Genomic DNA, 18,818 nt, shown 5'->3' with positions numbered 1-18,818 from the left:
GCACGCGAGATCCCCGCTTTACACGTTGACCATGACCAGCTTGCCTTGCACCTGGCGCGAGCCCATGCGTGCATAGGCGGCAAACAGCTCGCTCATGGGCATGGTGCGGTCAATCACCGGCTTGATCTTGCCTTGGGCATACCACTGGGCCAGCTCCTGCATCATGGCAGCGTTGTTCTTCGGCTCGCGCTTGGCAAAGTCGCCCCAGAAGACGCCGACCAGCGATGCACCCTTGAGCAGCGCTAGATTGAGCGGCAGCGAAGGAATAGGGCCCGAGGCAAAACCGACGATGAGATAGCGCCCCCGCCAGGCAATGGAGCGAAACGCGGGCTCGGCAAAGTCACCACCTACGGGGTCGTAAATGATGTCGGGGCCTTTGCCGTCGGTAGCGGCCTTGATGGCTTCGCGCAGATCGCCCTGGCTGTAATTGATTGTCGCGTCGGCCCCCTGAGCCTTGCACAGCGCGCATTTTTCGTCGGTGGATGCTGCGGCAATTACGCGGGCACCGGCGGCTTTGGCAATCTGGATGGCGGCAGTGCCCACACCGCCCGCTGCGCCCAGCACCAGTACGGTCTCATCTGCCTTGAGTTGAGCGCGATCTATCAGCGCATGGTGGCTGGTGGCATAGGTCATGATGAATGCGGCGGCGTCTACAAAGGGAAATTCGGCGGGAATCGGCATGCATAAAGCAGCAGGCGCTAGCGTATGTGTAGCGAAACCGCCGGTGCCAGACAGGCAGGCCACATGTTGACCCACCTTCAGGTGCTTGACGCCGTCGCCCACGGCCTGCACCACGCCCGCGTACTCTGACCCGGGCACAAAGGGCAGCGGGGGCTTGATCTGGTATTTGTTCTGCACAATCAGCAGGTCCGGAAAATTCAGGCTGGCCGCCTTGACTTCCAGCAGCACCTGACCGGGGCCGGGCTGGGGTGTTGGCTGCTCGGTCCACTGCAAAGTCTCAACGCCGGTGGGGGTGGTGCAAAGCCAAGCGTGCATGGGAATGTCTCCTGATCTTTAGAGTCGGTCTTCTGGGGGTAAAAGGCGCTCTGATGATAGAAGTGTGGTGCGGATGCAGCGTGTCTCTGCCGTGACCTTGGAGCGCCCTACAATCCGTGCCATCCATGAAGATTCTTATTTGCAATGACGACGGCTTTCAGGCCCCCGGTATCGTGGCTTTGCACGATGCCCTGCGCACCGTGGCAGACGTTGAAGTGGTGGCGCCTGAGCACAACAACAGCGCCAAGTCCAACGCCCTGACGCTGAACGCGCCGCTTTATGTACACAAGGCCTATAACGGCTTTCGCTATGTGAATGGCACGCCTGCCGATTGCGTGCATATCGCGCTGACGGGCTTGTTGGGCTACCGACCTGACTTGGTGGTCTCCGGCATCAACAACGGCGCCAATATGGGGGACGACACCATTTACTCAGGCACTGTGGGCGCGGCCATGGAAGGTTTTTTGTTCGGCATTCCCTCCATCGCCTTCTCGCAGGTTGATAAGGGGTGGGGGGAAATTGAAGCCGCTGCCGCCAAGGCCCGCCAGATGGTGCTGGACATGCAGTCGCAGCAGCTCATAGGCACGTCACCTTGGCTGCTGAACGTGAACATTCCCAATATGCCGCTGGATGCGATCAAGAGCGTCAAATTGTGCAGATTAGGCCGTCGCCACTCGGCAGAGCAAGCTATTGTTCAGCAAAGCCCGCGTGGCGAGACCATGTACTGGATTGGCAGTGCAGGCGCTGCCAAGGATGATTCAGAAGGCACGGACTTTCACGCCACGGCTCATGGCCATGTGGCGATGACGCCGCTGAAAGTGGATTTAACGGATCACGATAGTTTGGGTTATTGGGCGCAGACGGCTAGCAAACTGACAGGTGCGGCTTCGTGACTGAACGCCGTTCGCCCCAAGTTCCGGGCTGGATTGCCCGCTCCGTGCAGACCTCGGTGCAAACAGGCTCTAGCGCTGCGCGCTCGCCTGCTCCTAAGTCTATCTACCCCTTGGGTGTATCAGCCTCGCCAGTGGGTGTGGGGCTTGACTCATCAGCGGTGCGTGCGCGAATGGTCCAGCGCATCGCTGCTGCAGGCGTTAGCAACCCTGCGGTGTTGCACGCCATGGCCACCGTGGAGCGCCACCGGTTTGTGGATAGTGCCTTGGTCAATCAGGCCTATGAAGACACCAGCTTGCCGATTGGTCTGGCTCAGACCATCTCCAAGCCCAGTGTTGTGGCGCGGATGATTGAGCTATTGTTGGACTCTGATGCCGCCAGAAGTGGGCAGGGCCGGGTGCTGGAAGTTGGCACAGGCTGTGGCTATCAGGCCGCTGTGCTGGCTATGGTGACCAAAGAGGTTTATTCGATAGAGCGTTTGCGCGGCCTGCACGAGAAAGCGCGCAGTAATTTGCGCCCCATGCGTTTATCGAATGTTCACTTGATTTTGGGTGATGGAATGGTGGGTTTTGCCAGCGGGGCGCCTTATGCCGGCATTATCTGTGCGGCTGGCGGAGAAGCTGTGCCACAAGCTTGGTGTGAACAATTGGCTGTAGGCGGGCGCCTTGTTGCCCCCGTCGTCGTAGGCTCGGGTAAGCAAGCGCTGCTGGTGATTGACAAGAGTTCACACGGGTTTACACAAACAGTTCTGGAAGCAGTTAACTTTGTCCCTCTAAAATCGGGGATAGCCTAAAAGGGAATAGCTTATGTTGGTATCGCGAAGTCTTGGTGCATTGGGATCGGCAGTGCTGGCAGGTGTCATCCTCGCCGGTTGCTCTACTCAGGCAAACAGGGCTCCTGTGGAAGATCGCGGACAGTCGTCTTCCGCCTCTTCGACTGTGGACGTCAAATCTCTGCCCGGTGCAGAAAATGCGGGCAAGCCTGGTTACTACACCATCAAGCCCGGTGACACGCTGATTCGCGTGGGCTTGGAGCATGGTCAGAGCTGGAAAGACATTGCCCGCTGGAGCAATCTGGACAACCCCAATGCAATCGAAGTCGGTCAAGTCGTGCGCGTAGTGCCGCCTGGGCGCGATGCGTCAGTGGCATCAACCTCGACTGGCTCGGGTCGCACCGTGGCTCCTGTGGTGGTTGGTGGTGGCGCTGCAACGACACCAACAGCACCAGCCGCAACAGCAACGCCTGTGCCCTCGGCGCCCCCAAGCAGCGCACCAGCAGCCTCGGGTGCTGATGCTGTCAACTTCATCTGGCCTGCCAGTGGTTCGCTGATTGCTGGCTTTGATGAGCAGCGCAACAAGGGTTATGACATCAGCGGTAAAGCGGGTGACCCTGTGATCGCTGCTGCTGACGGCCGTGTGGTGTATGCCGGCGCTGGCTTGCGTGGTTACGGCAACCTGATCATCTTGAAGCACAACAACACCTATCTGACGGCCTATGCCCACAACCAGTCTTTGCTGGTTAAGGAAGATCAGTCCGTGAAGAAGGGTCAGAAAATTGCCGAAATGGGCAGCACCGATGCGGATCGCGTCAAGCTGCACTTTGAAGTGCGTCGCCAGGGCAAACCTGTCGATCCTTCGCGTTACCTGCCCTCTCGTTAAGCGATGGCATCGCAACGCAAACAAACTGCGCAAGCTGCAACTATCGAACAAGCCCCTGCCCCGCAGGGGCTTGTTCCTTCTGATGCCCCAGAGCAAAGCTGGGACGAAGCCGCCGAAGACCTGATCTCCGGTGCAGAAGTTGAGCACCGAGAGTTGACTGCCACCACCGAGCACCATGGCCAGCGTGCCGATAAGGTACTGGCGCTGGGCGTGTCTGAGTTTTCGCGCAGCTATCTGCAGCAACTGCTGGCCGATGGCGCAGTCACGCTTAACGGCAAGGTTTTGAGCAAGCCCTCGGCCAAAGTCAGCTTTGGCGATCAGCTGCGTGTGGAAATGCGGCCCACCCAGCAGAGCATGGCTTTCCAGCCTGAAGCAATGGATTTGCAGGTGGTCTATGAAGACGACGATCTGCTGGTCATCAACAAGCCTGCCGGTTTGGTCGTACACCCGGCGCCTGGCAACTGGACGGGGACGCTTCTTAATGGCTTGCTGGCCCGCGATGAAAAAGCGCGCCATGTGCCGCGTGCGGGCATTGTTCATCGGCTCGATAAAGACACCAGTGGCCTGATGGTGGTGGCGCGCAACCGCAGCACCATGGATGCGCTCATCAAAATGATTGCAGCCCGTGATGTGAGCCGCCAGTATTTGGCGATTGCACACAAAGATTGGGGCAGTCGCAAGCACCGCGAAGTGAGTGCGCCTATTGGTCGTGATCCGCGTAACCGCTTGCGTATGGCCGTGGTCGATATGAGCTTGCACGCCGGCAAGCTGGCCCGTACGGACTTTGACTTGATCGATGGTGATGCGCTGCATTGTTTGGTGCGTTGCACCTTGCACACGGGGCGCACACACCAGATTCGGGTGCATATGGCGTCGCTGGGTCACTCCTTGGTCGCGGATACGCTGTATGGCGGCCACCCCGAAGGAGGGTTGGAGCGTCAGGCTTTGCATGCATTCAGATTGGCTTTTGAGCACCCTGTGAGCCAAAAACCACTGGTGCTGCACGCGCCGCTGCCACAAGACATGGCTAGCGCACTGGATTTATGGGCTCTGCGTTACAATGCTGGGGAAAGCCTCTGACCATCACTCGCATGGCACCAATGGGGCGCTTCCTCTCTTCTTAGAAACAGGCCACCCACCGCTCTTGGTGCGGCAGCCGCTCCCGAAACGCTGCGCCCATGAATACGGTTGATGCCAAGCGGGTTCTTGAAACAGCATTGATTTGTGCCTCGCAGCCCGTAACGCTGCGGGATATGCGCTCACTTTTTGATGATGTGCTGGGCTCGGACACGGTTAAGGATTTGCTGCTGGACTTGCAAAAGGACTGGGCCCTCAAAGGCGTAGAACTGGTGCAGGTGGCTTCAGGCTGGCGTTTCCAAAGTCGCCCTGAGATGCGGGTGTATCTGGATAAGTTACACCCCGAAAAGCCGCCCAAGTACACGCGTGCAACGCTGGAGACACTGGCCATCATTGCCTACCGTCAGCCGGTCACTCGTGGCGATATTGAAGACATTCGCGGCGTCACGGTCAACAGCTTGCTGATTAAGCAACTGGAAGACCGTGGCTGGATTGAAGTCATTGGTCACCGGGAAACCGTGGGCCGGCCTGCGCTGTTTGCGACGACGCGCCAGTTTTTGGATGACTTGGGCTTGCAGTCGCTCGATCAGCTGCCGATGCTCGAGGAAACTCAAGCTCAGCAAAGCCTGTTCAAGGCCTTGGATGGCGAAGCGGGTGAAAAAGAGGGTGGGCAAGAGGGGGAGAGCGCAGAAGTAGCTGCTGAAGCTGAAGCGAATGAGCAAGCTTCTACGGGTGCAGATGTGGATGCGGCTGCAGGTGTGGATGCAGATGCAGATGCAGATGCAGATGCAGATGCAGATGCGGACGCATTGACTGAGCTTGTGGCGGTTGGTGAGTCTGGCGATGTCTTTGATGTCATCGTCGATGCGCCAGCTGCATTGCAAGAGGCTGAGCAAGCTCAAGAGCTGCCAGAGCTAGATGCGCTGGAGTCTGAGTCAAATCAGCCTCAAGCCTTAGAGGATCATGCGCAGGCAGCTATAAAAACGATAGAGAGTGAAGAGTCTGAACCGGTGAAAGCCCGCCAGACTAAGCCGGTCAAACCTGCAAGGCCCGTCAAAGTGGCGACGCCTGAGGAAAAGCCGGTTGCCAAAAAGTCTGGCCGACCTGAGTGGGTGGGGCTGAAGGCATTTCTCGATGATGACTACGGCGCTGAAGAAGAGTCTCTTGAAGACAGGGCCGTAGAAGACAAGAACACTGTGCTGGCCAACGCTGCGATGCAAGCCGAGTCAGCAAATGAGCGAATTGTGGAGGGTGACGATGAAGTTACCCCCGAAGGAAAACCGGAATGAACAACGAGACATCGAACCCGATGCCTGAAGCCACAGACGCTTCGCCCGAAATTGAACAGGTCAAGAAGGCCCGCAAGCCCCGCGCGCCCAAGCCTGTTGCTGAAGTGCCTAAGCCCGGCGCAACCCGTAAGCAGGGTGTGAAGAAAACGGCTGCTGCTGAAGCCAAGCTGGCGCGCAAGCGCGCAGAAGCACGCGCTGCAGCATTTGAGGCCGCTGAAGCCTTGGAAGCACCCGAAGAGTCGTTGGACGGCGCTACAAATGCTGTAGCTGTCGACGAAGGCGCTGAGGGCGCTGAAGTGCAAAATTCCTCCAAAAGCCAGAACATCGATTTTTCTGATGTGATCTCGGGCGACTTTGACGACGAAGAAGAAAACGGTGTTGAAGCGCTCATCAAGCGCGTGCTGGCTCCGCAAGTCGATTCGCCCAAGCTGCACAAGGTGCTGGCGCAGGCCGGCATGGGCTCGCGCCTGGAGATGGAAAAGCTCATTTTGGAAGGCCGTATTTCGGTCAACGGTGAGCCAGCCCACGTGGGTCAACGCGTTCAGTTTGGCGATATCGTCAAAGTCAATGGCGAGCCTATTCGCTTTCGCATTGATCCACCACCGGCTCGCGTGATTGCTTATCACAAGCCCGTGGGCGAAGTGGTGACGCATGATGATCCGCAAAACCGCCCCACCGTGTTCCGCAAGCTCCCCAGGTTGCAGCACGGCAAGTGGCAATCGGTCGGCCGTCTGGACTTGAACACCGAAGGCCTGCTGCTGTTCACTAGCTCGGGTGAGCTGGCTAACAATTTGATGCATCCCCGCTTCGGTCTGGAGCGTGAATACGCAGCCCGCGTGTTGGGAGCGCTGGACAAAGAAGAAAAGAAGCGCCTGATTGATGGCGTGCAGCTCGATGACGGCGAAGCGAGCTTCGGCGCCATTGAAGACGGCGGCGGCGAAGGTGCCAACTGCTGGTACCGCGTCACCATCTCTGAAGGCCGCAACCGCGAAGTGCGCCGCATGTTTGAAGCGGTGGGCCACGCTGTCAGCCGCCTGATTCGTATTCGCTACGGCGCAATGATGCTGCCCCGTGGTTTGAAGCGCGGCGCATGGGTTGAGCTCGATCAGGCCGATATCAAGGCGCTGATGTCGGCTGCCGGCATGAAGGAACGCGCACCTGTTGAGCGTGTCAACCCCGTCGCTCGTGGTGCAAATAACCGAGGCGGTCGCGGCCCAGCTGCGAATGCCGATCGCGCGCCACAAGGTCGCCGCGAAGGCGGCGGTCAGCGCCGTGGTGAATGGGATGGCAACCGCCCCGCACCTATGGGTATTTTTGGCGATGGCCGTGAAGCTCCGCGTGGCAACAAAAGTGTGCCCCGTCCGGGTTCAAGCGCTGCTATGGGCCGTGGGCAGCAAGGTGCTGGCAATAACCAGAATCAGCCCGATCCTTTGCGCACCGCAGTGAGCTATATCGGCAGCGATAGCCTCTCGCGTGCCCGTCAAACCGCCAAGCGTCGCCCTAGTGGCGGCGGCGGTGGTCGCCGCGGCGGTCGTTAATTCGGCTGCGGCAAGTATTTCAGTGGTGCCCGGGCTCAAAGGTCTATGGAGGCACCGCTAAAATCAAGTGTTTTGCTTTTTTGCAAATACTCAAAGTAACCCTGATTAGGAAAATCATCATGGCAATCGAACGCACTCTCTCCATCATCAAGCCCGACGCAGTTGCAAAGAACGTGATCGGTCAAATCTACGCTCGCTTTGAAGGCGCTGGCCTGAAGGTTGTGGCCTCCAAGATGGCTCACCTGTCGCGTGGCGAAGCTGAACAGTTCTACGCTGTGCACGCTGCTCGTCCTTTCTTCAAGGACCTGGTGGACTTCATGATCTCCGGCCCCGTGATGATCCAAGCTCTGGAAGGCGAAAACGCTATCCTGACTAACCGCGAACTGATGGGCGCTACCGATCCTAAGAAGGCTGAGAAGGGCACTATCCGCGCCGACTTCGCTGATAGCATCGACGCTAACGCCGTGCACGGCTCCGACGCTGCTGAAACTGCTGCTGTGGAAATCGCTTTCTTCTTCCCCGGCATGAACGTTTACTCGCGTTAATTCCACGCTAGCTTTACAGCATGCTTGCGCTGACGCCAGTGCTTTGCGCTTTTGCAAAGCCGGTGTCAGCCTTAAAGCTGCTGGCCACGGCGTGGCACATTTCGTTCACAAGACGCCTCGCCACATGCCGATATGAATACCAATTTACTTGATTTTGACCTCGAAGGACTGACCGCTTATTGCGAGCAGCTCGGGGAGAAGCGTTTCCGTGCAACGCAGCTGTTTCGCTGGATTCACCAGCGTGGCGCATCCGATTTTGACCAGATGACTGATCTGGCCAAGTCTCTGCGCGAAAAGCTCAAAGGCCGGGCCCATGTGACCGCTTTGCCCGTGGTGTCTGAGCATGTCTCGACCGACGGCACCGTGAAGTGGTTGTTTGATGTGGGTGACGGCAATGCCGTTGAAACTGTTTTTATTCCTGAAGACGACCGCGGCACGCTGTGTGTCTCATCTCAGGCAGGTTGCGCCGTAGGTTGCCGCTTTTGCTCGACCGGGCATCAGGGCTTCAGCCGCAATCTGACCACGGGCGAAATTCTCGCTCAGCTGTGGTTTGCCGAGCATGCGCTGCGCAAGCGCTTGGGCAAGGATGAACGCATCATCTCCAACGTGGTGATGATGGGCATGGGTGAGCCGCTGCAGAACTACAGCGCCCTAGTGCCTGCGCTGCGCGTGATGCTGGACGACCATGCTTATGGCATGTCGCGCCGCCGCGTGACGGTGTCTACCTCAGGCGTGGTCCCAATGGTGGACCGCCTGTCGCAGGACTGCGCCGTGGCGCTGGCCGTGTCGCTGCATGCGCCCAACGATCCGCTGCGTGACAACTTGGTGCCACTGAACAAGAAGTACCCGATTGCAGAGTTGCTCGATTCTTGCGTGCGCTATCTGGAATTCGCACCGCGCGACTTCCTGACTTTTGAATATTGCATGCTCGACGGCGTTAACGATCAGCCTGAGCATGCGCGTCAACTGATAGAGTTGGTGCGCGCACGTGGCAACGGCAAGAATTGGTGCAAGTTCAACTTGATTCCGTTCAATCCGTTTCCCGCTTCAGGCTTGTTGCGCTCGCCTTCGGCGCGAGTCACGGAATTTGCAGCCATCCTCAGCAATGCAGGCATTGTGACAACGGTGCGCAAGACACGTGGCGACGACATTGATGCCGCCTGTGGCCAGCTCGCAGGCGATGTGAAAGACAGAACCCGCGCTGCTGAACGTATGGCGAAGCAGCGCATCATCCCGCTCAAGCAGGTGTCTTGACGGGGTTTTGAATAAAGGACGAGTACATGCAGGCAGTGGCACAGCGATCGGTTTGGCAACATTGGGGCTTGTTAGCCCGGTGGGGGGCACCGGTTGCGGTTGCAGCACTGATGGGCTGTACCACGACAACGACGACAACCACGTCTTCAACCTCCGTACCTCAGTCTTCGGTGGTCGGCTCCGTTAGCCCCAAGCTTGCAGATGCGCACCGCCGTGCGCAGATTCGGCTGGAGCTGGCTGCCAGCTACTTTCAGGCAGGTCGTTTGGATGTAGCGCAGGATGAAGTGGGCCAAGCGCTAGCGGCAAAGCCGGATTACGCTGATGCCTATGGTCTGCTGGGTCTCATCCTGATGCAGAACAAAGACTGGACGAATGCTGAGATCGCCTTGCGCAAGGCGGTTGATCTCAATCCACGCGATGGCAATCAGCTGCATAACTATGGCTGGATGCAGTGCCAGCAAAAGCACTTTGACGCAGCGCATCAGTGGTTTGACAAGGCTTTGCAGGCTCCGGGCTATCGCGAGCAGCCTAGGACCTTATTGGCCAAGGGCATGTGTTACCAGCAGGCGGGTCAGCTTGAGCAGGCTTACCAAAACATGTTTCGCGCCTATGAAATGGATGTGAGCAACTCCGCTGCCGGTTACAACTTGGCCAATGTGCTTTGGCTTAAGGGTGATCTGAAAAGAGCTCAGTTTTATATTCGCCGCTTAAATAACGATAGCAACCAAGCTACTGCAGAAAGCCTGTGGCTGGGAATTAAGATTGATAAAGCATTGCAAGAAGGCGTCGGTGCGCGTCAGCAGGCAGATCAGCTGCGCCAGCGCTTCCCGCAATCGCGTGAGTTGTTAGCCTATGAGCGCGGAGCCTTTAATGAGTGACTCTGTGGTGGAAGAAATATCGATGCAAAGCGAAGAGCAGCTCCAAACACAGACTGCGGCCACAGCGGGTACTTTGTTGCGCCAAGCGCGAGAGGCTGCCCGTGTACAGCTGTCAGCCATGGCAGCCACACTGAAAGTGCCGGTGCACAAGCTACAAGCGCTGGAGGCCGATGACTATGAATCCTTCCCCGATCATGTCTTCATGCGTGCCTTGGCCATGGGGGTGTGCCGAACTCTGCAAGTGGATGCAGAACCTGTGCTGGCCTTGTTGCCGCAGCGAACGCTAAAGAGCTTGGTCAACTCGGGCTCCGGTATCAACGAAGCGGTGAAGGTGCGTAGCAACTTCAAGTCTTCAGGCTCGTCGCTGGACTCCGGCAATGGCAGCTCGCGCAAAATTGTGGCGGGCGTGTTGATTTTGTTAGCTGCAGCTGCTGCTATTTATTTTGCGCCCTTCCAGCAGCCAGTCAGTGATGCTCAGGGCGATGACACGGCCCAATCGGCGGCTACGGTTCAGACTGAGCTTGTCAGTCATTCTGGTGCTGAGAATTCAGCAGCAGTTGCGCTGGGTCAGGCCTCAGGCTCTTTGAGCAGTAGCGAAGCAGATGCGCTGGTGACTGAACCACCGGTAGAGCCGGCTGCTGGCGTTGCTGCATCTACGGTAAATACCGCAACTACAGCGCTCGCCACCACGGCGCCCGCTGCTGAAGTGGCTCCTGCTCCTGCGCCTGTTCAAACTCCGGCAGCAAGCTCTGGCGCGTTGCTGGCTTTGAAAGTGAATACCGGTCAGTCCTGGGTCAGGGTCAAAGATGCGACGGGCAAGGTCGTGCTGGAAAAAACATTGGCCAAAGATGAGTCTGCGACTGCCGAAGGTCAGTTGCCCCTGTCTGTGACGGTGGGCAATGCCAAGGGCACGCAAGTAACAGTTCGTGGTGAACCTCTCGATATTTCGACCACGCGTGACAACGTGGCTCGCTTCGAGGTGAAGTAAGCGTTCGAGGTAAACAAGAGTGCAAGAATTTCAAAATTTGCAGCAGCTGGCTGAGCAAGGTATTGCCATTGCCAGTCCGCTGCCGCGCAAATCGCGTCAAGCCAAAGTGGTGTGGCACAACAACGTGGTGACTGTGGGTGGTGATGCGCCTGTGCGCGTGCAGTCCATGACCAATACCGACACCGTGGATGCGGTGGAGACGGCTATTCAGGTGCGTCAGTTGGCGCAAGCGGGCTCGGAGATGGTGCGCATCACCGTCAATACGCCTGAGGCGGCGGCGGCTGTGCCCTATATCCGTGAGCAGCTCGACCGCATGGGCGAGTATGTGCCGCTGGTGGGCGACTTTCACTACAACGGCCACCGCCTGCTGACTGACTACCCTGAGTGCGCGCAAGCGCTGTCAAAGTACCGCATTAACCCCGGCAACGTTGGCAAGGGCGATAAAAAAGACAAGCAGTTCGGTCAGATGATCGAGATTGCTGCCAAGTACGACAAGGCCGTGCGTATTGGCGTGAACTGGGGCTCGCTGGACCAGGAAATCATGGCCGATCTGATGGATCAGAATTCGCGCCGTGCCAAGCCCTGGGAAACGCGCCAAGTCATGTATGAGGCGCTGATTACCTCGGCCATTACGTCGGCTGAGCTGGCCAAGAGCATGGGTCTGAACCCTGACAACATCATCTTGTCCTGCAAGGTCAGTGGTGTGCAGGATTTGATCTCGGTTTACCGTGAACTGGCTCGTCGCTGTGACTACGCATTGCATCTGGGCTTGACAGAAGCCGGTATGGCCACCAAAGGCACGGTGGCATCGACCGCTGCGCTAGCGGTGCTGCTGCAAGAAGGCATTGGCGACACCATTCGCGTATCGCTCACGCCGCTGCCGGGCGAAGCGCGCACGCAAGAGGTGGTGGTTGCTTCCGAAATTTTGCAGTCCTTGGGTCTGCGTGTGTTTGTGCCCAGCGTCACGGCTTGCCCGGGCTGCGGCCGCACAACGAGCACCACATTCCAAGAGTTGGCCAAGAAGATCGACGATTTTCTGCGCGGCGAAATGCCGGTGTGGCGCACTCAGTTCCCCGGTGTGGAGGCGATGAAGGTGGCCGTCATGGGCTGTATCGTCAACGGCCCCGGCGAGAGCAAGCATGCTGACATTGGCATCAGCCTGCCCGGTAATGGTGAAGCGCCTGCGGCTCCAGTATTCATCGATGGTGAAAAGGCTCTAACTTTGCGCGGCGACAATATTGCCCAAGAGTTTCAGAACTTGGTGCTGGAATATGTGCAGCGCCGTTATGGTCAGAAAGCTTGATCTGCCCAAAACGCCAAGAGCCATTGAGCATTGCTGGCACAATGCCTGCGAGTAAAGATTTGGAATTGATAGCGGCTTGTCCGCTATCTGTATGGATTTGAATAAGGTTTCTAGTTAAAAAATAAGATTCAAGCAGACCACCTGCTCTTGTTTTGCTAGTAACCCCAATGTGAGATTTCACGTGGCTAAGAACGAAAAACTGACTGCTGTCAAAGGCATGAACGACATCCTCCCACCCGATTCGGCGCGTTGGGAATGGTTTGAGTCCAAGGTGCGCGACCTGATGGGTCGTTTTGCCTATCGCAATATTCGCACGCCTATCGTTGAGCCAACTGCGCTGTTTGTGCGTGGCTTGGGTGAAGTGACCGATATCGTGGAAAAGGAGATGTACTCCTTTGAAGACAGGCTCAACGGCGAGCAACTGACCCTGCGCCCCGAAGGCACGGCCGGTGTGGTGCGTGCTGTGGTTGAAAACAATCTGCTGTATGAAGGCGGCAAGCGTCTGTTTTACATCGGCCAGATGTTCCGCCACGAGCGCCCGCAGCGTGGCCGCTACCGCCAGTTCCACCAAGTGGGTGTGGAAGCCATGGGCTTTGCTGGCCCCGAGCTGGATGCAGAAGTGATTTTGTTGGCTGCGCAACTCTGGAAAGAACTGGGCATCAGCGATGTGCGCTTGGAACTCAATAGCTTGGGTCAGCCCGATGAGCGCAAGGCGCACCGTGAGGCGCTGATTGCTTACTTCGAGCAGCACACTGAAGTGATGGATGAAGAAGGCAAGCGCCGCATGCACAGTAACCCGCTGCGTGTGCTGGATACCAAGAACCCTGCGATGCAGGACATGGTCAACGCCGCGCCCAAACTGATGGATTATTTGGGTGATGCCTCTAAGGCGCACTTGAAGGCCGTGCAAGATATTTTGGATGCCAATGATGTGGCGTGGACGCTGAACCCGCGTCTGGTGCGCGGCATGGACTATTACAACCTGACGGTGTTCGAGTTCATTACCGATAAGCTGGGCTCGCAAGGCACCATCTGCGGCGGCGGTCGTTACGACTATCTGATTGAAGAAATCGGCGGCAAGCCGGCTCCGGCTGTTGGCTGGGGCATGGGTATTGAGCGCGTTTTGGAAGTACTCAAAGAGATTGGCGCAGAGATTCCTGCGCCTGCAGCCGATGTCTATGCCATCATTCCCGATGCCTCTTCGCTGCCCCAAGTTTTCAAGACCGTGCAGCAGTTGCGCACTGCTGGCGTGGCCGTGCAAATGCACGCTGCTGCGGGCGGCTCGGCTGAAGGCATGGGCTCTATGAAGTCTCAGTTCAAAAAAGCCGATGGATCGGGCGCGCGCTTTGCGCTGATTTTCGGCAGCGATGAGCTGGCCCAGGGCAAGGTGACTGTAAAGTCTTTGCGTGATGGAGAAGGCCAGCAATCTCTGCAATCGTTGGCGGATGTGGCCCAGTGGGCGGGCAGCCTAAAATCAGCGATTTGATTCTCCGCTTCTCTTTTTTCGACCAGCGTTCCATTCAACCAAAGTAGTCATGGCAAACCATCTAGACCTTGAAGAACAAGAGCAAATTGAGCAGCTCAAGCATTTTTGGAGCTCCTGGGGAACTCTGATCACCGCCATTTTGGTGCTGGTCTTTGCCGCTTTGGCTAGCTGGAACGGCTGGCAGTACTGGCAAAAGCGCCAGGCTGTTCAGGCTTCGTCGCTGGAGTTTGCGGTTTCCGAGGCCTTGGTCGCCAAAGACGCAGCACGTGCAAATCAGGCGTTTGCTGATTTGAAGGAAAAATTCCCCGGCACGACTCAGGCAGCTCAGACAGCACTGCAAATGGCCAAGGCCTCGGTTGAGGCAGGTAAGCTCGATGATGCCAAGGCTCAGCTGAGCTGGGTGGCAGAAAAGGGCAGCGAGGGCTCTAAGGCTCTGGCGCGCCTGCGTCTGTCGGCCGTGCTGGAAGAGCAAAAGAGCTATGACGAAGGTCTGAAGGTTCTTGAAGCTGCTATGCCTGAGTCTTTCGCAGGTCTGCAGGCCGATCGCCGTGGTGATCTGTATGCTGCTCTGGGCAAGACGACTGAGGCTGTGGCTCAGTATCAGGCAGCTTATAAGGCGATGGACAAGGAACTGGACTACCGCCATCTGGTGGAGTTCAAGCTCAATGCGCTGGGTGCAGCTCCTGATGCTGCAGTTCTGGTCAAGACAACGTCGACGGAGAAATAATCTTGAAGACTTCTGCCCATCCAATGAAATCGGTTGCTCCTGCAGCGAAATCTGCAGCCCGCGTTCTCGTATTGACGGTTATGGCTGCTTCGCTAGCCGCTTGCTCCATGTTTGGCAGCAAAGACAAGCCCAAGCCTCAAGATCTGGGGGCTAACCCCGGCAAGATTGCGGTGAATCAGGCTTGGTCGGTCAAGCTCGGTAGCGAAGTGCCGTTGGCTATGCCTGCTTTGGTGCAGGGTAACAACGTAACCGTGGTGACCAAGGATGGCAGCGTGACAACGCTGGATGGCAGCACAGGTCGTCAAGTGAGCAAGTTCAGCCCCGGCGAAGCGCTGACGACTGGCGCCGGCAGTGATGGCCAGCGTACTGCTGTCGTTACCCGCAGCAACCAGTTGATGGTGTTTGCCGAAGGCAAGCAGGTTTGGAAGCAGTCGCTGAATGCTGCGGTCTATACGCCGCCTCTGGTGGCTGGTGGGCGAGTGTTCGTGATGGCAGCGGATCGTTCGCTGGCTGCATTTGATGGCAATACCGGTCGCGAGCTGTGGGCGGTTGAAGGCCCCAGCAATGAGCCGCTTATTTTGCGACAGCCCGGTGTTTTGCAGGCGGTTGGTAATAATCTGGTTGTAGGGGTCTCTGGCCGTTTGGCTGGAGTGGATCCGGATACGGGTGCTGTGCGCTGGATGTCACCTTTGGCTGCACCTCGCGGCACCAATGATGTGGAGCGACTGGTTGATTTGGTCGGCCCCATTAGCCGTGTGGATAACAGTGTTTGTGCTCGCGCATTCCAAGCATCGATTGGTTGTGTGGATGTCAGTAATGCCAATGTGCGCTGGACTCAAGTGTCCAAGGGTAGCGATGGTGTTTCTGGCGATGCGCAAGCCGTGTTTGGCGCTGAAAGCAATGGCACGGTGCAAGCATGGAATCGTAATGATGGCCAGCGCCTGTGGTCCATCGATAAGTTGCAGTACCGCAAGCTGACCGCACCTTTGGTGCTGGGACGCTCCGTGGTGCTGGCGGATGATTTTGGGACAGTGCATATGCTCTCGCGTGAAGATGGCTCTGCATTGGCCCGTTTGGAAACTGACAAGGCGGGAGCTGCCACGTCGCCGGTTGTGGCTGCCAATACTTTGGTAGTCGTCAGCCGTAGCGGTACGGTGTATGGCTTCAAGCCTGATTGATAGATTGTTTTTGGAATGAAGCCAGTTATTGCCCTGGTAGGGCGCCCCAATGTGGGCAAGTCGACGCTGTTCAATCGACTCACTAAGTCGAGAGATGCCATCGTCGCTGACTTTGCAGGGTTGACGCGTGACCGCCACTACGGTCAAGGCCGTCAGGGCAAGCACGAGTACATCGTCATCGATACCGGTGGTTTCGAGCCTGACGCATCGCGCGGCATCTTCAAAGAGATGGCCAAGCAGACGCAACAAGCCGTTGCTGAAGCGGATGTCGTGGTGTTTGTGCTCGACGCCCGTGCTGGCCTTTCTGGTCAAGACCATGAAATTGGCAAGTACCTGCGTCGCTTGGGCAAGCCCACGCTGCTGGTGGCCAACAAGGCTGAAGGCATGAAGGATGGCCTGCAATTGACCGAGTTCTATGAGCTAGGTTTGGGCGAGGTTCAAGCCGTCTCTGCCGCTCATGGTCAAGGTGTGCGCGATTTGGTTGATCTGGCTTTGGGCATGCTCAATCTGCCAGAGGCTGTAGAAGAGGTCCTTGGTGATGAAGACCAGCGCCCTGTGCGCTTGGCAGTTGCCGGCCGCCCCAATGCTGGCAAGTCCACGCTGATCAACACCTGGCTGGGTGAAGAGCGTCTGGTGGCCTTTGACATGCCGGGAACGACGCGCGATGCGATCACTGTGCCTTTTGAGCGCAATGGTCAAAAGTTCGAGCTGATCGATACCGCAGGTTTGCGCCGCAAGGGCAAGGTGTTTGAGGCCATTGAGAAGTTCTCCGTGGTCAAGACGCTGCAAGCCATTGAAGGCGCTAATGTGGTGCTGCTGCTGATTGATGCGACAGCGGGCGTGACCGATCAGGATGCGCACATTGCGGGCTTTATCTTGGAAAGCGGTCGCTCAGTGGTTCTGGCGATCAACAAGTGGGATGCCGTGGACGATTACCAGCGCCAGATGCTGGAGCGCTCCATTGAGACGCGACTGTCTTTCCTGAAATTTGCGCCCATGCATTACATCTCGGCGATCAAGCGCCAAGGGATTGAGCCGCTATGGAAGTCGATTATTCAGGCCCACCGTGCAGCTACCTGCAAGATGCCTACTCCTGTGTTGACGCGCATTTTGCTGGAGTCCACTCAGTTCCAGACGCCTAAGAAGGTCGGTGCTTACCGTCCTAAGCTGCGTTACGCTCACCAAGGCGGCATGAATCCACCCATCATCGTGGTGCATGGAAATTCTCTGGAGCATGTCACCGATGCCTACAAGCGCTTCCTTGAAGGTCGTTTCCGCAAGGAATTCAACCTTGTGGGAACCCCGTTGCGCATTGACTTGAAAACTTCCCATAATCCTTACGCTGACAAGGATTAAGGGTTGTCATAAGCCTAGGGGAAAACCCTTTTTGAATTGGTTTTCCCAAGGGCTGTGTTAACGTGTCGGTTTACAACAACACTCCTCGAACACGGAGAATATCGTGAGCAACAAAGGCCAACTCCTCCAAGATCCGTTCCTGAACGCACTGCGTCGTGAACATGTGCCCGTTTCCATCTACTTGGTCAACGGTATCAAGTTGCAAGGCCAGATTGAGTCTTTTGACCAATACGTTGTGCTGCTGCGCAACACTGTGACCCAGATGGTTTACAAGCACGCAATCTCCACCATCGTTCCCGGCCGCGCCGTGAACTTCTCGGCCGCTACACCGGCTGATAACGACGCTGAAGCAGCTGCTTCTTAATCTTTTTGCGTCAACGCCCGCCGGCTTGCCCGGCGTGGCTTACCCTACGGGACAGGTATTTGAGTTCTGAATCCTTTGAGCGTTCCGCGTCTGCGCCAGTCTTGCTGGTTGGCGTGGATTTTGGCGTTCCCCATTTTGACGATGAGCTGGAAGAGTTGGGCCTGCTGGCTCAGACTGCTGGCTTGCAACCCGTGGCGCGCTTGACTTGCAAGCGTAAAGCCCCTGATCCATCTCTGTTTGTGGGTAGCGGCAAGGCGGATGAAATCCGCATGCTGGCCCAAATGCATGGCGCCAAGGAAGTCTGGTTTGACCAGTCCTTGAGCCCTGCGCAGCAGCGCAATCTTGAGCGTCATATCCAGATGCCGGTCAACGACCGAACCATGCTGATCCTGGAAATTTTTGCCCAGCGTGCGCGTAGCCACGAAGGTAAATTGCAGGTTGAGCTGGCTAGACTTCAATACATCAGCACCCGCCTTGTGCGCCGCTGGAGTCACTTGGAGCGTCAGGCTGGCGGTATCGGTGGTCGTGGTGGCCCCGGTGAAAAGCAAATTGAGCTGGATCGCCGCATGATTGACGAATCTATCAAGCGCACCAAAGAGCGTTTGAAGAAGGTCAAAAAGCAGCGCACCACGCAACGTCGTCAGCGCTCGCGCCGCGATGTTTTTAATATTTCTCTGGTTGGCTACACCAACGCCGGCAAGTCCACGCTGTTTAACTCCATGGTCAAGGCTCGCGCCTACGCTGCGGATCAGCTGTTTGCCACGCTGGATACGACAACCCGACAGATGTATCTGGTCGAGGCTGAGGAATCAGTGTCTTTGTCAGATACGGTTGGTTTTATTCGCGATTTGCCGCATGGTTTGGTGGATGCTTTTCAGGCCACTTTGCAGGAGGCGATTGACGCCGACCTGCTGCTGCATATCGTGGATGCATCTAATCCCGGCTTCCCAGAACAAATACAACAAGTTCAAAAAGTTCTGGCTGAAATTGGGGCTGATGATGTGCCGCAGATTCTGGTCTTCAACAAACTGGATGCGATTGAGCCCGAACTGATGCCTGCCGAGTTGCAGGATATGTACGAGCTCGATGGCGTACTAGTGCCGCGTGTGTTTGTCAGTGCTCGTACTGGGCAAGGGCTGGTGCAAGTGAGGCAAATGTTGACGGACCGGGTTTTAAAGGTACGTGAAGAGGCAGCAAGCGAAGAAGTGGCGGCCCGGGGCGATATGTCCTGGATGTCCTCTGACGACGACGCATAACACTAGGGGCTTAGGCCCCTATTGGGCACAATGC

At 57.1% G+C, this 18,818-nt stretch carries 18 protein-coding genes; 17 read left to right on the top strand and 1 reads right to left on the bottom strand.

The annotated features are described in order from the left end of the window. Nucleotides 1–18 precede the first annotated feature (18 nt). Nucleotides 19–996 carry an NADPH:quinone oxidoreductase family protein gene (locus KUF54_RS09485; RefSeq protein WP_219342532.1) on the bottom strand — a complete coding sequence of 326 codons (978 nt, stop codon included), beginning with the start codon at nucleotides 994–996 and terminating at the stop codon, nucleotides 19–21. Between the two features lie 125 nt (nucleotides 997–1,121). Here KUF54_RS09485 and surE point away from each other — a divergent pair, with 125 nt between their 5' ends. The 17 genes from surE (at nucleotide 1,122) to hflX (ending at nucleotide 18,784) form a co-directional block, all read left to right on the top strand. Continuing rightward, entirely contained in the window at nucleotides 1,122–1,889 is a 768-nt protein-coding gene (gene surE / locus KUF54_RS09480) for a 5'/3'-nucleotidase SurE (RefSeq protein WP_219342531.1), read from the top strand. Continuing rightward, nucleotides 1,886–2,680 (top strand): protein-L-isoaspartate(D-aspartate) O-methyltransferase, encoded by a 795-nt coding sequence (locus KUF54_RS09475; protein WP_219342530.1) that lies wholly within the window; start codon nucleotides 1,886–1,888, stop codon nucleotides 2,678–2,680. Before surE ends, KUF54_RS09475 begins: the two co-directional genes overlap by 4 nt. Nucleotides 2,681–2,693: 13 nt before the next feature. Beyond that, the gene (locus KUF54_RS09470; RefSeq protein ID WP_219342529.1) at nucleotides 2,694–3,545 is read left to right on the top strand and encodes a peptidoglycan DD-metalloendopeptidase family protein; all 852 of its coding nucleotides are present in this window, start codon (nucleotides 2,694–2,696) and stop codon (nucleotides 3,543–3,545) included. Nucleotides 3,546–3,548: 3 nt separating this feature from the next. Next, on the top strand, nucleotides 3,549–4,625 hold the full coding sequence (locus KUF54_RS09465) for an RluA family pseudouridine synthase (RefSeq protein WP_219342528.1): 1,077 nt from the start codon (nucleotides 3,549–3,551) through the stop codon (nucleotides 4,623–4,625). Between the two features lie 98 nt (nucleotides 4,626–4,723). After that, nucleotides 4,724–5,911: an SMC-Scp complex subunit ScpB gene (gene scpB / locus KUF54_RS09460; RefSeq protein WP_219342527.1), complete on the top strand. Its 1,188-nt coding sequence runs from the start codon at nucleotides 4,724–4,726 to the stop codon at nucleotides 5,909–5,911. Next, nucleotides 5,908–7,449 (top strand): pseudouridine synthase, encoded by a 1,542-nt coding sequence (locus tag KUF54_RS09455; protein ID WP_219342526.1) that lies wholly within the window; start codon nucleotides 5,908–5,910, stop codon nucleotides 7,447–7,449. The genes scpB and KUF54_RS09455 overlap by 4 nt, the downstream gene beginning before the upstream one ends. Before the next feature lie 119 nt (nucleotides 7,450–7,568). Beyond that, entirely contained in the window at nucleotides 7,569–7,994 is a 426-nt protein-coding gene (gene ndk, locus KUF54_RS09450; RefSeq protein ID WP_219342525.1) for a nucleoside-diphosphate kinase, read from the top strand. A gap of 132 nt (nucleotides 7,995–8,126) precedes the next feature. Next, complete coding sequence (rlmN, locus tag KUF54_RS09445; RefSeq protein ID WP_219342524.1) at nucleotides 8,127–9,248, top strand: 23S rRNA (adenine(2503)-C(2))-methyltransferase RlmN; 1,122 nt, start codon at nucleotides 8,127–8,129, stop codon at nucleotides 9,246–9,248. A gap of 26 nt (nucleotides 9,249–9,274) precedes the next feature. Then, nucleotides 9,275–10,126: a type IV pilus biogenesis/stability protein PilW gene (gene pilW, locus KUF54_RS09440; protein WP_219342523.1), complete on the top strand. Its 852-nt coding sequence runs from the start codon at nucleotides 9,275–9,277 to the stop codon at nucleotides 10,124–10,126. Further along, the gene (locus KUF54_RS09435) at nucleotides 10,119–11,114 is read left to right on the top strand and encodes a helix-turn-helix domain-containing protein (protein ID WP_219342522.1); all 996 of its coding nucleotides are present in this window, start codon (nucleotides 10,119–10,121) and stop codon (nucleotides 11,112–11,114) included. Before pilW ends, KUF54_RS09435 begins: the two co-directional genes overlap by 8 nt. A 19-nt stretch (nucleotides 11,115–11,133) precedes the next feature. Then, nucleotides 11,134–12,417, top strand: a complete 1,284-nt coding sequence (gene ispG / locus KUF54_RS09430) for a flavodoxin-dependent (E)-4-hydroxy-3-methylbut-2-enyl-diphosphate synthase (RefSeq protein ID WP_219342521.1) — start codon at nucleotides 11,134–11,136, stop codon at nucleotides 12,415–12,417. A 217-nt stretch (nucleotides 12,418–12,634) separates the two neighbouring features. Then, the gene (gene hisS / locus KUF54_RS09425; RefSeq protein ID WP_219342520.1) at nucleotides 12,635–13,903 is read left to right on the top strand and encodes a histidine--tRNA ligase; all 1,269 of its coding nucleotides are present in this window, start codon (nucleotides 12,635–12,637) and stop codon (nucleotides 13,901–13,903) included. Nucleotides 13,904–13,952: 49 nt separating this feature from the next. Further along, the gene (locus tag KUF54_RS09420) at nucleotides 13,953–14,630 is read left to right on the top strand and encodes a tetratricopeptide repeat protein (protein ID WP_219342519.1); all 678 of its coding nucleotides are present in this window, start codon (nucleotides 13,953–13,955) and stop codon (nucleotides 14,628–14,630) included. 2 nt (nucleotides 14,631–14,632) lie between these two features. Beyond that, nucleotides 14,633–15,808, top strand: a complete 1,176-nt coding sequence (gene bamB / locus KUF54_RS09415; protein ID WP_219342518.1) for an outer membrane protein assembly factor BamB — start codon at nucleotides 14,633–14,635, stop codon at nucleotides 15,806–15,808. 15 nt (nucleotides 15,809–15,823) lie between these two features. Beyond that, nucleotides 15,824–17,164 carry a ribosome biogenesis GTPase Der gene (der, locus tag KUF54_RS09410; RefSeq protein ID WP_219342517.1) on the top strand — a complete coding sequence of 447 codons (1,341 nt, stop codon included), beginning with the start codon at nucleotides 15,824–15,826 and terminating at the stop codon, nucleotides 17,162–17,164. Nucleotides 17,165–17,267: 103 nt separating this feature from the next. Next, complete coding sequence (gene hfq / locus KUF54_RS09405) at nucleotides 17,268–17,528, top strand: RNA chaperone Hfq (RefSeq protein ID WP_219342516.1); 261 nt, start codon at nucleotides 17,268–17,270, stop codon at nucleotides 17,526–17,528. A 59-nt stretch (nucleotides 17,529–17,587) separates the two neighbouring features. Then, a complete protein-coding gene (gene hflX / locus KUF54_RS09400) occupies nucleotides 17,588–18,784 on the top strand; it encodes a GTPase HflX (protein WP_219342515.1) in 1,197 nt (398 codons plus the stop codon). Nucleotides 18,785–18,818: the final 34 nt, after the last annotated feature.

This window comes from Comamonas sp. Y33R10-2 (genome assembly GCF_019355935.1).
Lineage (GTDB): Bacteria > Pseudomonadota > Gammaproteobacteria > Burkholderiales > Burkholderiaceae_C > Comamonas.
The sequence above is the reverse complement of the archived record's forward strand: the minus strand, read 5'-3'. Positions and strand labels throughout refer to the sequence as shown.